Annotated in this window: 20 protein-coding genes and 1 tRNA gene; all 21 read left to right on the top strand. The window is 50.1% G+C overall.

Going from position 1 to position 13,962, the window contains the following annotated elements:
• Positions 1-33: 33 nt before the first annotated feature.
• The 21 genes from V3851_RS26190 (at position 34) to V3851_RS26090 (ending at position 13,947) form a co-directional block, all read left to right on the top strand.
• Positions 34-252, top strand: a complete 219-nt coding sequence (locus V3851_RS26190; protein WP_331845304.1) for a hypothetical protein — start codon at positions 34-36, stop codon at positions 250-252.
• Positions 253-648: 396 nt separating this feature from the next.
• A complete protein-coding gene (locus V3851_RS26185; protein ID WP_331849361.1) occupies positions 649-870 on the top strand; it encodes a hypothetical protein in 222 nt (73 codons plus the stop codon).
• A 25-nt stretch (positions 871-895) separates the two neighbouring features.
• Positions 896-1,603, top strand: coding sequence for a hypothetical protein (locus tag V3851_RS26180; RefSeq protein ID WP_331849360.1), 708 nt, complete (start codon positions 896-898; stop codon positions 1,601-1,603).
• A 17-nt stretch (positions 1,604-1,620) separates the two neighbouring features.
• Positions 1,621-1,896, top strand: coding sequence for an AbrB/MazE/SpoVT family DNA-binding domain-containing protein (locus V3851_RS26175; protein ID WP_331849359.1), 276 nt, complete (start codon positions 1,621-1,623; stop codon positions 1,894-1,896).
• A gap of 23 nt (positions 1,897-1,919) precedes the next feature.
• Positions 1,920-2,291, top strand: a complete 372-nt coding sequence (locus V3851_RS26170; protein WP_331849358.1) for a replication terminator protein — start codon at positions 1,920-1,922, stop codon at positions 2,289-2,291.
• A gap of 25 nt (positions 2,292-2,316) precedes the next feature.
• Positions 2,317-3,027: a hypothetical protein gene (locus V3851_RS26165; protein WP_331849357.1), complete on the top strand. Its 711-nt coding sequence runs from the start codon at positions 2,317-2,319 to the stop codon at positions 3,025-3,027.
• 68 nt (positions 3,028-3,095) lie between these two features.
• Entirely contained in the window at positions 3,096-4,433 is a 1,338-nt protein-coding gene (locus tag V3851_RS26160; RefSeq protein ID WP_331849356.1) for an AAA family ATPase, read from the top strand.
• A complete protein-coding gene (locus V3851_RS26155; RefSeq protein ID WP_331849355.1) occupies positions 4,433-5,500 on the top strand; it encodes an ATP-binding protein in 1,068 nt (355 codons plus the stop codon). Before V3851_RS26160 ends, V3851_RS26155 begins: the two co-directional genes overlap by 1 nt.
• Before the next feature lie 24 nt (positions 5,501-5,524).
• Entirely contained in the window at positions 5,525-6,061 is a 537-nt protein-coding gene (locus tag V3851_RS26150; protein WP_331849354.1) for a hypothetical protein, read from the top strand.
• A gap of 9 nt (positions 6,062-6,070) precedes the next feature.
• A complete protein-coding gene (locus V3851_RS26145; RefSeq protein WP_331849353.1) occupies positions 6,071-7,651 on the top strand; it encodes a DEAD/DEAH box helicase in 1,581 nt (526 codons plus the stop codon).
• Between the two features lie 18 nt (positions 7,652-7,669).
• The gene (locus tag V3851_RS26140) at positions 7,670-8,782 is read left to right on the top strand and encodes a sigma-70 family RNA polymerase sigma factor (RefSeq protein WP_331849352.1); all 1,113 of its coding nucleotides are present in this window, start codon (positions 7,670-7,672) and stop codon (positions 8,780-8,782) included.
• A gap of 29 nt (positions 8,783-8,811) precedes the next feature.
• Positions 8,812-9,123, top strand: a complete 312-nt coding sequence (locus V3851_RS26135; protein WP_331849351.1) for a hypothetical protein — start codon at positions 8,812-8,814, stop codon at positions 9,121-9,123.
• Between the two features lie 33 nt (positions 9,124-9,156).
• Positions 9,157-11,397 carry an AAA family ATPase gene (locus tag V3851_RS26130; RefSeq protein WP_331849350.1) on the top strand — a complete coding sequence of 747 codons (2,241 nt, stop codon included), beginning with the start codon at positions 9,157-9,159 and terminating at the stop codon, positions 11,395-11,397.
• A 354-nt stretch (positions 11,398-11,751) separates the two neighbouring features.
• Positions 11,752-12,030: a hypothetical protein gene (locus V3851_RS26125; protein WP_331849349.1), complete on the top strand. Its 279-nt coding sequence runs from the start codon at positions 11,752-11,754 to the stop codon at positions 12,028-12,030.
• The gene (locus V3851_RS26120; RefSeq protein ID WP_331849348.1) at positions 12,020-12,418 is read left to right on the top strand and encodes a RusA family crossover junction endodeoxyribonuclease; all 399 of its coding nucleotides are present in this window, start codon (positions 12,020-12,022) and stop codon (positions 12,416-12,418) included. Before V3851_RS26125 ends, V3851_RS26120 begins: the two co-directional genes overlap by 11 nt.
• Before the next feature lie 3 nt (positions 12,419-12,421).
• Positions 12,422-12,643 (top strand): hypothetical protein, encoded by a 222-nt coding sequence (locus V3851_RS26115; RefSeq protein ID WP_331849347.1) that lies wholly within the window; start codon positions 12,422-12,424, stop codon positions 12,641-12,643.
• Positions 12,640-12,804 (top strand): hypothetical protein, encoded by a 165-nt coding sequence (locus V3851_RS26110; protein WP_331849346.1) that lies wholly within the window; start codon positions 12,640-12,642, stop codon positions 12,802-12,804. The genes V3851_RS26115 and V3851_RS26110 overlap by 4 nt, the downstream gene beginning before the upstream one ends.
• Positions 12,797-12,931, top strand: coding sequence for a hypothetical protein (locus V3851_RS26105; RefSeq protein WP_331849345.1), 135 nt, complete (start codon positions 12,797-12,799; stop codon positions 12,929-12,931). Before V3851_RS26110 ends, V3851_RS26105 begins: the two co-directional genes overlap by 8 nt.
• Positions 12,932-13,049: 118 nt before the next feature.
• Positions 13,050-13,472, top strand: coding sequence for a hypothetical protein (locus tag V3851_RS26100; RefSeq protein ID WP_331849344.1), 423 nt, complete (start codon positions 13,050-13,052; stop codon positions 13,470-13,472).
• Positions 13,473-13,548: 76 nt separating this feature from the next.
• A tRNA-Pro gene (locus V3851_RS26095) sits at positions 13,549-13,622 on the top strand.
• Positions 13,623-13,728: 106 nt separating this feature from the next.
• Positions 13,729-13,947: a hypothetical protein gene (locus V3851_RS26090; protein ID WP_331849343.1), complete on the top strand. Its 219-nt coding sequence runs from the start codon at positions 13,729-13,731 to the stop codon at positions 13,945-13,947.
• The last annotated feature ends 15 nt before the right edge of the window (positions 13,948-13,962 follow it).

The following is a 13,962-nucleotide window of genomic DNA, read 5'->3' as shown; positions in this document are numbered from 1 at the left end:
GACACAAATAACGTTGCAAGGGAAGGTGATTGAATGGCTACTAAAGAACAGAAGATCAAAGCAATACAAGAAATGCGAAACGACCTAATAGTCAAATTAGAATACGATGAACTAGATCAAGCTGAAACCGAACTTATCGGCTCTTATGGCTTTCTGGCGTGTCTTAATCATAAGGGACTCGATCAATATTTGACGTTGCTGGAAGGATGCGTAAGGGCGACGGGAAGCGTTAATAGGAAAGATTATCTATGACACAGTACGACACAAAGAGCGAAGGAGAGAAAATGTGAAAAATTATTTTAAATATAGGTTTGGATATGACGTTGAAGCTTTGATAATGCTGGTTCTACTTGGGCTTCCGCTGTGGACTTTGCTATTAGGACTCTGGATTGGAATTAGATTTTTCTAATGCACATTTCGAAAATGGAGCGCCAGAAGGGAGGTTCAGTTTGTACCCGTCAATGTACGACCTTTACAACCGTAAAGCGGGCGTTACGCCATGCCGGATAGGTAATTGCGAAATATTCGTCAACTTCAATCGCTATAATAAGCCGTTTATCAGGGTGAATGTTTACCCTGAAAAATCTAAGACTTTCCCTTTTACGAGGCGGGGCTACAAGCAGGCGATTGAATTCTTGAAAGGTGGTGATGAAACTGGAAGACCTGGACCTTCTGATTCGTAAATTTGAGTTGATGCGGATCCGCTGGGGCATAGAAAACGGCCGGGTGCCATGCCGTGACGAAGCAACGCGTGACGGAGCGCTGTGGTGGTTGAATCAAGAAATCGAAGCCCTGGAAAAAGAAAACAGCTTCTCGCGGGGTAGGAGCCCGGGAAGCTGCACAAGTAAAACCATTCTAAGGTCAGTGTAGCACTGGCCAGGAGGAGAAATCAAGCATGGGATGCGATATTCATTTGTTTCTAGAAAAGCGGAATGAAGCTTCCGGTAAGTGGGAAGCCGTCAAGGGAGTAAATGAGCCGGAAGTTAAGTCTTTGCACTCCATCATCGAAAAATGTAAGTCGCGTGGTGAAAGTACGGAATATTGGGAGCAACGTATCCAGGAAGAGCAGAATGGGACCTATGACTTCATTTATAGCGGCCGCAATTATACCCTATTTTCCATCCTTGCTGGAGTTCGGAATTCCTGCTCGTTGAAGCCGATCCGTGAACCGAGAGGGATTCCTTCGGACGTTTCTGATTCAGTCATAGCTGGTTCAGATGAATGGGGCCCTGATGGTCACAGCCATTCCTATCTATCCGTTAAGGAACTATTGGAATTTGATTGGAGCCAAGGTTTTAAGCGAGAAGGCTGGGTGAATTCCGAAAATTATAAGGAATTCAAAGAAAATGGTTCTCCTTCCACATGGAGCCGTTCGGTTGGTGGCGGAGGCGTTGACCATGTCACGAATTACGATATGGATAATTTTATTGCCGACAACGGAGAGTATTGGGCCTTCGGAAGAAGTCCTTACACATTAGTTCATTGGAATGAATCGTTCAAGGATTGCGTGGGATCTTTTTATTCTTGGTCCATCCCCAAGATGAAAGAACTGGCTGGGGATGATCTGGAGAGCGTGCGCATTGTCTTTTGGTTCGACAACTAATACAAGGAGGGCTCGCTTTGAAATCCACCGGAATTGTACGTCGTATCGATGATTTGGGCCGTGTAGTCATCCCGATGGAGCTCCGCCGGACTCTCGGGATTGCCGAGAGCGATCCGCTCGAAATCTTTATGCAAGGAGAGTGCATCGTCCTTCGCAAATATCAGCCGGGCTGCTACCTTTGCGGGAACGTAGAGGGCCATATGCACGACTTCTACGGCAAGCAGGTCTGTGATAAATGCGTCGAGCAGGCTGCCCGTTACAAAAATAAGATCAAAGCCAGTTTGAAAGCCTAATTTCATTTTAGGAGGACTTATACATGAATAAAAGTGTTGAGATTAGATTGGAATCTCTGGCCGATGGTAGCATTTCTGAACGTTTCAATCAGGAACTGCAAAAGGTATTGGCCAACATTGCGGATCCTAACACTACCGCAAAAACGGTACGCAAGATTTCCATCACCCTGTCCATTAAGCCAAACGATAACCGCGAGATGGCTGAGGTTTCCATTCAGGCCACAAGCACGCTGGCGCCGGCCAAGGAAGTCATGACCACGTTCATCATGGATCGCGACAACGATGGCAAACCGGCCGCTGCTGAGCTGAAGTCGGGTCAGCGCGGGCAGACCTTCATTGATGACGACGGCGACGTTGCAGACGATACAGGCCACAAGATCAAACGCATCTATTAATTCAAAATTATAGGAGGATTCATTCATGCTTAATCGCGAAGCTCTTGAATTTCTGTCTCAGCAAGGACAACCGGAAGTGATCGAAGTCAATGGTCAGCAATATTCTACTCGCCCGATTTACAAAGTATTGGAGCCGACGCCGGTACCGCTCGTTGTCCGCAACCTCTCCGGCCTGGTGGATTATTTGAAATCGGAGTTTGACCATCAGGCTCCGCTCTTGGTGCATGTCGTAAGTCCGGATGAAGTAACGGTTATCTCATCCTACAACAACGATTTTCAGCGAAAGGAGATCATCCGAGCAGAGGCTCTGCTTCCAGAGTTTAGATACGGGGTGTTTTACGACGCCGAGAGCTTTAACATCAAATTGCAATCGGTGTTTGTGGAGAACGAATACCGTACGAAGCTCCTGAAGGTTGTCGGAAATATCAAAGAGGAAACTGTTCGTCAAGTTGGTGACAATGGAGTCTCCCAATCTGTAGTAGCTAAGAATGGCGTGGCAAACGTTGAAGAAGTGATGGTTCCAAACCCTGTGCTGCTGGCTCCGTATCGGACGTTTGTCGAAGTAGATCAGCCAGAATCGTCGTTCGTATTCCGCATGAAAGACGGACCTGCTGCTGCTTTGTTTGAAGCTGATGGTGGGGCGTGGAGGAATGATGCTATCGATGCTGTTTCTACGTATCTCGCCGAAGAACTTTACGATCTGATCGAGGCCGAGCGTATCGTCGTGATCGCTTAACAATGCAATAGAGGCGGCCTTCGCGCCACCTTATACTCTAATAACATTGTAAACGGGGAGGTTTATACGTGATTAAAATAAATAAATTGGAAATCGAGAACGTAAAACGTGTCAAGGCCGTGAAGATTGAGCCGACAACATCTGGCCTTACTATCGTCGGAGGCCGTAACCGCCAAGGAAAGACAAGTGTGCTCGACTCCATCGCCTGGGCGCTCGGAGGTAACAAATACCGGCCGTCACAGGCCGAGCGAGAAGGTTCCGTAGTTCCTCCATACCTTCATATTACCCTCTCCAACGGCCTAATTGTGGAGCGGAAGGGCAAGAATAGCGACCTCAAGGTCATCGACCCGAACGGTCAGAAGGGCGGCCAACAGCTACTGGATAGCTTCGTCGAGGAGCTGGCGATCAACCTTCCAAAGTTTCTTAATGCCACAAGCAAGGAGAAGGCAAACATCCTTCTGCAGATCATCGGCGTCGGGCAGCAGCTTCATGAGTTGGAGGTAAAGGAACAGGAGATTTATAGCCGCCGGCACGCCATCGGCCAGATCGCCGATCAAAAGGCCAAATTTGCCAAAGAGCAACCATATTTCCCGGACGCACCGAAGGAGCCGATTTCCGCTTCAGAGCTCATCAACCAACAGCAGGAGATCCTGGCACGGAACGGTGAGAACCAGCGCAAGCGGCAGCAACTGGCACAGATTCAGGCAGAGTACGCCAGCCAAGGGCAAGAAATCGAACGGCTGCGCTCGCTGCTGGCTCAGGCAGAGGCCAAATACGCACAGCTCGGCGCGGACCTGGAGATCGCGCAGAAGGATGCCATCGACCTGATTGACGAATCGACTGCAGAACTGGAATCCAACATCCGGCAGATCGACGAAATTAACCGGAAGGTCCGGGCGAACCTGGATAAAGACAAAGCCGAAACGGATGCCGGGGATTATCGCCAGCAATACGATTCTTTGACAACTGAAATAAACGCGGTGCGGCAACAAAAAACGGACCTCCTGACGAACGCGGATCTTCCGCTGCCAGGATTGTCGGTGGAAAATGGCGAGCTGCTGTATAACGGCCAACGCTGGGACAACATGAGCGGCGCCGATCAACTTAAGGTCGCAGCGGCCATCGTGCGCAAGCTCAAACCAGATTGCGGATTCATCTTGCTCGACAAGCTGGAGCAGATGGATATGGACAGCCTCAAAGAGTTCGGCGAGTGGCTGGAACAGGAAGGACTGCAGGCGATCGCTACCAGGGTCAGCACCGGAGAAGAATGCAGCATCATCATTGAGGACGGCTATGTCGCCGGCCAGGAAGGCATTCAGATTCAACAGCCGCCGGGCGAAATCGATCCCGGGGAAGGTTGGAGCGCTCCTGCATCAGCGCCGACTTGGAAAGCAGGTGAATTTTAATGTTTGAGATCATTAGCGGCACCGTTCAAACGGCTCAGAAGGTCGTGCTTTATGGTCCGGAGGGCATTGGCAAGTCATCGTTAGCAGCTCAGTTTCCTACCCCGGTGTTTATCGATACGGAGGGATCAACTAAGCAGTTGAATGTCCAGCGCCTCCCCAAGCCATCAAGCTGGGAGATGCTCAAGCAACAGGCCCTATGGGTGAAACAGCAGGGAGCTTCACGGTTTGGAACGCTTGTCATTGATACGGTCGACTGGGCAGAAATGCTTTGCGTTGATAGCATATGTGCTGCCCATAACAAAAACGGTGTTGAAGATTTCGGTTATGGCAAGGGCTATATCTACGTAGCTGAGGAAATCGGGCGTTTCTTGAATCTGCTTAGTGATGTAGTCGAAGCGGGAATCCATGTTGTACTTACCGCCCATGCACAGATCATCAAATTCGAGCAGCCTGACGAGATGGGGGCTTACGATCGTTATCAACTCAAGCTCGGGCAAAAGACCGGTTCCAGAACCGCTCCACTCGTCAAGGAATGGGCCGACATTGTTCTTTTTATCAATTATAAAACCTTCAGTGTCGCCACTGATAAGGAAGGAAAAAAGAACAAAGCACAGGGTGGAGCCCGGACGATGTACACTACGCATCACCCGGCGTGGGATGCCAAGAACCGCCACGGCCTGCCGGACGAATTGCCTCTGGATTACAGCCGGATCGCTCATATCTTCAACGTTCCGACACAGCAGCAGGCACCAGCACAGTCTGTACAAACTGCACCGCCATCTTCGGTAGCACCGCCTACAAGCACTTCGGCACCGCAGACGTCATCTGCACCACCGGAACAGCAATCTGGTCTTAATCCGAATATTTATGGCCCTTTACGCGATCTGATGATACGGAATCAGGTTACTGAGGCAGAGATTCAGGCGGCAGTAGCCAAGAGACAGTACCTTCCGGCGGATATGCCAGTTGCAGACTACCCATTAGATTTTGTTGAAGGAGTGCTGGTAGCAGCATGGGGCCAAGTATATGCAATCATTCTCGAAATCAGAGATCAAATACCGTTTTAATAAACCATTCAGGAGGTATTACACATGAATCAAAACATCGAAAGAGAACTGGGTTGGGACGACGAGATTCAGAAAGACGGAGGAGAATTTACCCTCCTCCCTGCTGGTGATTATGATTTTACGGTGACTAAATTTGAGCGGGGGCGTTTTACTGGAAGTGAAAAAATGCCGGCATGCAATCAGGCAAAGCTTGAGATTACCGTCCATTCACCGGAACACGGCGACGTAGTGATATTCCATAACTTGTTCCTTCACACAAAAACAGAGGGGTTGCTGTCCAATTTCTTTGCCGGGATCGGCCAAAAGAAAAAAGGGGAACCCCTTCGGATGAATTGGAACACGGTTGTCGGCGCCCGCGGTCGTCTGAAACTGGAGATCAATAAGTTCAAAGGTCGGGACGGCGTAGAAAAGACCAATAACCAAGTGAAAACCTTCTATTCATATGAAGAATTGAATCAACAACCGCAACAACAGCAATACAATCAGCAGCCTCAATATAACCAAGCTCCATTTCCCGGGGCTCAGCCACAGGGCGGCGGATTCACTCCGGGCCAGTTCTAAGGATAATCCATGGAACTTAGAACGTACCAGCAGGAAGCACGCGAGAGCATTCAGTCGGAGTGGGAAAAGGGCATACAGCGAACACTGCTTGTCCTTCCGACTGGATGCGGTAAGACGATCGTGTTTTCCAAAGTGATCGAGGACCGGGTAAGGCTGGGCGAGCGTGTGCTCGTCCTGGCCCATCGCGGCGAGCTGCTGGACCAGGCAGCCGATAAGTTGGCACAGTCCACCGGATTAGGTTGTGCTACCGAAAAGGCTGAACAGACTTCCATTGGTAGTTGGTTCCGGGTCGTCGTCGGCAGTGTTCAAACGATGATGCGAGATAAACGGCTGCAGCAGTTCGCCCCGGATTATTTTGACTCGATTATCATCGACGAAGCTCATCATTGTTTATCAGATAGTTATCAGCGAGTGCTGGCCCATTTTAAAGACGCGAACGTCTTGGGTGTCACGGCCACGCCGGACCGCGGCGATATGCGGAACTTAGGTAGCTACTTTGAGAGCCTAGCATACGAGTACACGCTGCCGAAGGCTATCAAAGAGGGGTACTTGAGCCCCATCAAGGCTATGACAATTCCGCTTAAGCTGGACCTATCTTCCGTCCGGCAACAGTCCGGCGACTTTGCAGCCAATGACCTGGGGACGGCACTTGATCCGTACCTGGAGCAGATCGCCGCCGAAATGTGGAAGGTTGCCCAAGATCGGAAGATTGTCGTTTTTCTTCCCTTGGTTAAGACCAGCCAAAAATTCACGGAAATATTGAACCGTATTGGCTTTCGGGCCGCTGAGGTCAACGGGGAGTCGCAAGACCGGGCGGAAGTGCTGGCTGACTTCGACGCAGGCAAATACAACGTCCTGTGCAACTCCATGTTGCTGACGGAGGGCTGGGATTGCCCAAGTGTGGATTGCGTCGTTGTCTTACGGCCGACAAAGGTCCGCAGTCTCTACAGCCAGATGGTCGGGCGTGGTACCCGGCTGTTTCCCGGAAAAACTGAATTATTGCTATTGGACTTCTTATGGCACACGGAACGGCACGAGCTTTGCCATCCGGCACACTTGATCGCGGAGAATGAGGAAATCGCCCAGGCGATGACCAAGCAGATCGAAGAAGCGGGCGTCCCGCTCGATTTGGAAGCCGTCGAGAAGCAGGCCGCGGAAGACGTGATTGCGCAGCGTGAGGAAGCTCTGGCCAAATTACTTGAGGAAATGAAGCGGCGTAAACGGAAGCTCGTCGATCCTTTGCAGTTTGAAATGAGTATCCAGGCAGAGGACCTTTACAGCTATGTGCCGTCGTTCGGCTGGGAAATGGCGCCGCCGAGTGAGAAGCAGCTTCAAACATTGGAGAAGTTGGGTATATTGCCGGATGAAATCGACAATGCCGGCAAGGCGACGAAGTTGCTGGAGCGTCTGGATAAACGACGGGCGGAAGGACTCACGACTCCAAAACAGATCCGCTTCCTGGAGCAGCGTGGATTCCAGCACGTCGGAACCTGGTCGTTTGAGACAGCCAAGCGGCTGATCGACCGAATCGCCGGAAATGGATGGCGCGTGCCGGAGGGCATTAATCCTAGGGAGTATCACGTGGAGTAAAAAGGACGGTGATACCTTTTGAACATTGGTTATAACCCTCATTTGGGTTACGAAGCGGACGTAATGCGAGAGTATAAGAAAGCTGTTCACTCCGTAGCTAACAAATTCCGTAATAGCCTTAATGCTGGAGTAGACTATGAAGATTTAATATCTGTGGGAAATATGGGACTGCTCCAAGCCTTTCGGAATTATGACCCTGATCGGTTTAACGGAAAAGTAAATTCGTTCTTAACTTATGCATTCCCCATGATAAAGTGGAGCATTCAACGATTTCTCAGAGAAAAGCGATATTCTATTCGGATTCCACGTCCGCTACAAGACAAGGTAACGACCATTCTAAAACAGGGTTGGACAGAGGAATCTTCCAAAGTAATTGCTGAATTGAGCGGGTGGAAGCTTTCGGAGGCAGAAGAAGCGAAGCGATTTCTGGATGGTTGGTCAATAGCTTCGCTAGATCAGACAATATCAATTTCCTCTAATCATCAGGAAGAGGTAGCTTTAATAGAGTTGATTCCTTCGAACGGTGATTTCAGTGAGGTTCATGTTCAAGAATTTTTGTCCTACTTGAGTGATATTGAGAAAACCATCTTATGCATGCGAATTGACGGTCATGTTCAAAGTGACATTGCTGCAAGAACAGGGCTATCACAAGCACATATAAGCCGAATTATTGGGCGGATCGGTGATAAATATTACCAATTTCAACAAGGAAGCTTAATAAAAATACGGGAGGAACTAATCATGGGTAGACCGAGAAAGCAAGAAGATTTTTCAACCGGTGACTCCGGAATTAATAGTATTGAATGGTTTGTAGATGAAGCGGTCCCAACGAACCCTACTGCCGGTCTTAATGGCCAAGGTATTCATTTTAACCGCAGAGCCATTCATGAGACTGGATGGAAGCCGGGCCAATGCTTGCAAGTTGGTTTCAATGCCTCAGAAAACAAGCTTATTCTCCGAACTTCAGCTAATGGAGTTCTGCTGCGTAAAGTGAGCGGCGATACAAACGGAGCATTACGAATTGTGAACAAAAGGCTGTCAAATTGGTTGAAAGTAAAGGGACTGTCTCTAAAACGATATGCACTTCAGGCGGATCCGAACGGATATCATTACATTGATTTTAATGCATAATCACTTCCCGCACAGGAGGCGTATGTAGTATGACACAACGCCAGATGGACCTTAAGAATGATCGGGAATACCTAGAGCACTGCATCCGTAGCTGTGAGTCATATATTCGAGGATATGAAGAGTTGATCGCATCAGCGGAAAGGCAGATAGAGGAAGAACGTCAGGTTAGGGGGAAGGGTGCTGCAATCGCCAAGGATCGCATCGCTTATCTGACGAAGAGTTTCATCCCCTATCAAAAGGAAGGTATTGAGGATGCTCAAGAAAGTTTAAAACGGTACAAGTCGAGGCTGGAAAACCTCAGTTTTATAGAAAACGACGGGCAACTTGAATTTATATTTTGACCCCCGGATTACAGCTCAGGAAGAGGAGGAAATATGGAACATAAACTCGACCTCGTTGCTTTATTGGAATACATCGACCCTGCCTTCCTGAGTTATCAGGAATGGGTCAACGTCGGCATGGCGTTAAAGTACGAAGGCTATACGGCCAGCGACTGGGATGGGTGGAGCCGGCGCGATCCGGCCCGCTACCATCCCGGGGAGTGCTTTAAGAAGTGGACCAGCTTTGAAGGGACGGCGAACCCGGTCACCGGCGCCACCATTACACAAATGGCAAAGGATAACGGGTGGATGCCGCGGTCTGCTGATCGCGAAGATCGCGAGCTGGGCTGGGATGACGAGATTTCTGGCGGCGATTATGTGGTCGTCGACCGCAATTGGATCGAAGGGAAGGAGATCCACGAGCCGGCGACCTGGAATCCGGTTCAGCAGCTGACCACGTACCTGAGCGCGCTATTCGAGTCGACGGAGAATGTCGGCTACGTCACGGAGACGTGGCAGAACGAAGAAGGCAAATATCTGCCGACGAAGGGTGCATGGGACCGGACGGCCGGGGAACTCATTCAGCGGCTGAATGAATGCGATGGCGACATCGGTTCTGTGTTCGGCGACTACAATCCGGAGGCCGGTGCCTGGATCCGCTTCAACCCGCTTGATGGATGCGGCGTAAAGAATGAGAACGTGACGGAGTTCAGGTACGCACTGGTCGAGTCGGATGAGATGGATATAGAGAAGCAGAACGCGATCATGCGCGAGTTGGAGCTGCCGATCGCCGTCATGGTATACAGCGGTGGCAAGAGTCTCCATGCGATCGTACGCGTCGAAGCGTCCAACTACGACGAATATCGGAAGCGCGTCGACTATCTGTACAACGTCTGCAAGAAGAACGGAATCAACGTCGACACGCAGAACCGGAACCCGTCGAGGCTGTCCCGCATGCCTGGCGTCGAGCGCAATGGCAAGAAGCAATTCATCGTTGACACGAATATCGGTAAGGCGAGCTGGGCCGAATGGCATGAGTGGATCGAGGGTATAAACGATGACCTGCCGGATCCGGAGAGCTTGACGGATTTCTGGGACAACATGCCAGTCCTGGCGCCGGCACTCATCGAGGGTGTACTGCGGCAAGGGCATAAGATGCTGATGGCCGGACCATCAAAGGCTGGGAAGTCGTTCGCACTGATTGAGCTGTGTATTGCTATAGGTGAGGGTGTCAAATGGCTCGGATGGCAGTGTACGCAGGGGAAAGTCCTATACGTCAATCTGGAACTTGACCGGGCTAGCTGCTTGCATCGCTTCCGCGACGTTTATACGGCTCTCGGGCTACCACCGCAGAATATCTCCAATATCGATATCTGGAACCTGCGCGGAAAGTCTGTACCGATGGATAAGCTGGCGCCGAAGCTGATCCGGCGGGCGGCCAAGAAGAACTATATCGCCGTCATCATTGACCCGATTTATAAAGTCCTGACAGGTGACGAGAACAGTGCCGACCAGATGGCCCATTTCACGAATCAGTTTGACAAGATCGCCACGGAGCTCGGGGCAAGCGTCATTTACTGTCATCACCATTCCAAAGGCGCCCAGGGCGGCAAGAAGTCAATGGACCGGGCTTCCGGTTCGGGAGTATTCGCCCGGGACCCCGACGCGCTTATCGATTTGGTGGAACTCGACGTGACGGAGGCTCTGCTGAAGCAAGAGGAGAATAAGGCCATATGCGCCATGTACAAGCGGCTGTTTGAGCAGCATAACCCGGCCTACCTGCAGGAGCATGTGTCTCAGGATGATGAACTCAGCGCGAAGGCGATGGAGGACCATGCCAAGCGGGCTATACCGCACATCATGGCGGACATCATGCCGACGATCCAGCAAGTCATCAAGTCCGTGAAGGCCCGCTCTGCATGGCGAGTGGAGGGCACGCTGCGGGAATATGCCAAGTTTGAGCCAGTCAATATGTGGTTCCAGTATCCGATCCACCGGGTCGATGATGTGGGCAGCTTGAAGGATATCGAGCCGGAAGGGGAAGCTCCGGCGTGGAAGAAGGCGACGAATAAGCGGAAGGAATCGGCGCAGAAAGAACGCCGGAGCAAGGCCGAGGAATTTGAAGCTGCTGTCTTCAATTGCAAGATGGGTGAGGCGCCGACGAAAAAAGATGTCGCCGAGTATATGGGGGTTTCTGAGAAAACGGTTGCTCGTTATATGAAGGAACACGGAGGATTCACATACGATGCAAACAACAACTATACGATCATTGAAAAAGAAGATCAAGAAGAGTAGACAAACAGCAATGGACAACGTGTCTAGGGAGGGTATAGACAAAATTAATTTCATGGTCGTGTCTATACTGTCTAGGGGTAGACAGCACCATAATTTTATGGTCATGTCCCCTACTGGACACCATCATAAAAACATGGTCATGTCCTGTCTGTTCGGTATGATTTCGTCCTCCCTTATATAACGCGCGCCCGTAGTAATATGTTTATTGACTTAATCTTATATGATCTATGTCTATGAAAGACTGATAAGTCAGGGTGGTGTGTAGGGAGGGGTGGTGGTGCTTGCTTACGCCACCACACCCCTTTCTACCACCCTGCCAATCACTGACTTCCGCGTGAGAGGAGAAAAGAAAAAATGAAAAAAGATAAAACGTACGGGAACAAATATTGGGAATCGGAAGAAGGGGAAACGGTTGAGATTGGTCCTCGTTCCGCTATTCGTTGTTTTGATATAGCAGGCAAACTCCAGTTTGGCACTATCCTCAAGGATCGGGAAACGGGAGAAGAAAAATTCATTGTCAAGTTTGTGATAGATCGCAATGAGTTGTGTTCGAGCTTTCAGGGGGTTGCCTATCTGAGAGGCTTGCTGGATGAGTGGGAAGAAATGTGGGAGGCGGAACGGGATGACGACTGAATTCTTCATGCCGATGAAAAAGGTGCCCACGATCACGGCCCAGGAGAAACAAGTCGCTGTCGTAAATGACAAACCAGTATTCTACGAGCCGGACGAATTGAAGGCCGCTCGGGCGAAGCTCATGGCCTACCTGGGACAGCATGTGCCGGGGCGGCCCTATACGGGACCGGTACGATTGATGGTCAAATGGTGCTTTCCGCTGACGAAGGGGCGGCACGACGGCCAGTACAAACATACAAAGCCTGATACGGACAACCTGCAGAAGCTACTCAAGGATTGCATGACCCATTGTGGATACTGGAAGGATGACGCGCTGGTCGCCTCTGAGATCGTGGAGAAGTTTTGGGCAGAACGACCAGGCATCTACATCCGGATCGAGGAGCTGTAGCCTATGGATTACGGAGCATTTTTCGCGGACGTACAAGTGTGGATCGGTCAGGCGAATCAGGCGGCAATGCGGTACGGGATGGATAATCCGGAGTTTTGGCAATGGGTTGCTGACTCTGCCGGGGCGCTGTGCAAAAAGTATAACGAGCACCGGCTGGCGATAAAGCAAATGGTCATGATGACCGAATGGCTGGAAGAAGTTTACGAAAGTAGGCGATCCGCATGAACTGGAAGCAGGCTACGGATACAGAGCTATTGCAAATCATCTACCACGAGCCAGGAGTGCCGCTGTCTTGGATTCAGGAGGCGGCGGAGGAGTACGGCCGCCGGCATGGCCGCAAGGGGAAGTGGTGGGGGATGGAGGGAGGAGCGGTTCGATATGAATGAACAGGATCCGTATTTTCAAGATATCCCTTGGGATTTGATATATGACGATAACGGCGAACTGATCGGGGAGGTATATTTGTTCCTTCCCACTCCTCCGCCGAGAAAGACAACCCAGAAGGGAGCGTGATCGTGATGGCTAAAAACCATAGGCCTTATAAAATGCGGTTCAAAGTGTGCAAAATCTGCCGCCGGCGGTACAAGCTGAGCTATTTTCCAAATCATAGATGCAAGCGAGGTGAAGACAGATGGACTTCGTAAAAACATATAACGATATCACCAAAGAGATCGAAATCTTGGAGCTGCGGCTGATCGATCTGGAAGCGGAACTGAAAGAGGCTCGAAAGCTTTGCTTCTCCGGGCAGCTTCCTTCCGATCCACTGCCGGTTCACGTCCCCTTGGATAAGGCGCTGGAGTATTACGATGCTGTGGTTATTAAGATTGGGGAGACATCAAACCGATTGGCCGCCAAGAAGCTGATTCGGCAGAAGATTGAGACAAACATACGGGATTTTCAGGGGATCGAGTATCAAGTAGCTTATATGCGTGACGTCGAAGGGCTGCCGTTGTATAAGATCGCGGACAAACTAGGCTACTCTTACGATTGGATCCGAAAAGTCAGCAGCCGCATTAAGGCACAACGAAGGCACAAAAAAATTGATTTTTCCTGATATACTGGGATTGTGAAAATGTATCAAGACGCAGCTGGCAATGACCTCAGGCCGTTCGGCGGCTGCGTCTTATTAACCGGATGTGGTGTAGCTGGGTAGCACATTTGCCTTGGGAGCAAGATGGTGCAGGTTCAAATCCTGCCGTTCGGATTATTTCGCCTTTTTGATCCTCCCTTCCTTGCCGGTGCCTTCGGGTGCCGGTATTTTGTTTGCAGGAAATATACCCCTTTACGTCGAAATATGACATAAGGAGGGGATGAAAATTTTAAAGATAACTAATGAACAGATCGCTGCTCAAACCAAGATGATTGAAGAACACTATATGCAAATTCAAGAGGATATCCAAAAGCAAACTGAGGAATTTCTTTCACAAGGATATGCAGAGGATCAAATAGAAATTGTTAAAAAGATGCGTAATGGCGAAATAGTACACCTAGTTCAATTAAAAGAAAATGCTAAACCCAAGTCACTCTAAAGAGTGGCTTTTTCT

Source organism: Paenibacillus haidiansis (assembly GCF_036553665.1).
GTDB classification, from domain to species: Bacteria; Bacillota; Bacilli; order Paenibacillales; family Paenibacillaceae; genus Fontibacillus; species Fontibacillus haidiansis.
The sequence above is the reverse complement of the archived record's forward strand: the minus strand, read 5'-3'. Positions and strand labels throughout refer to the sequence as shown.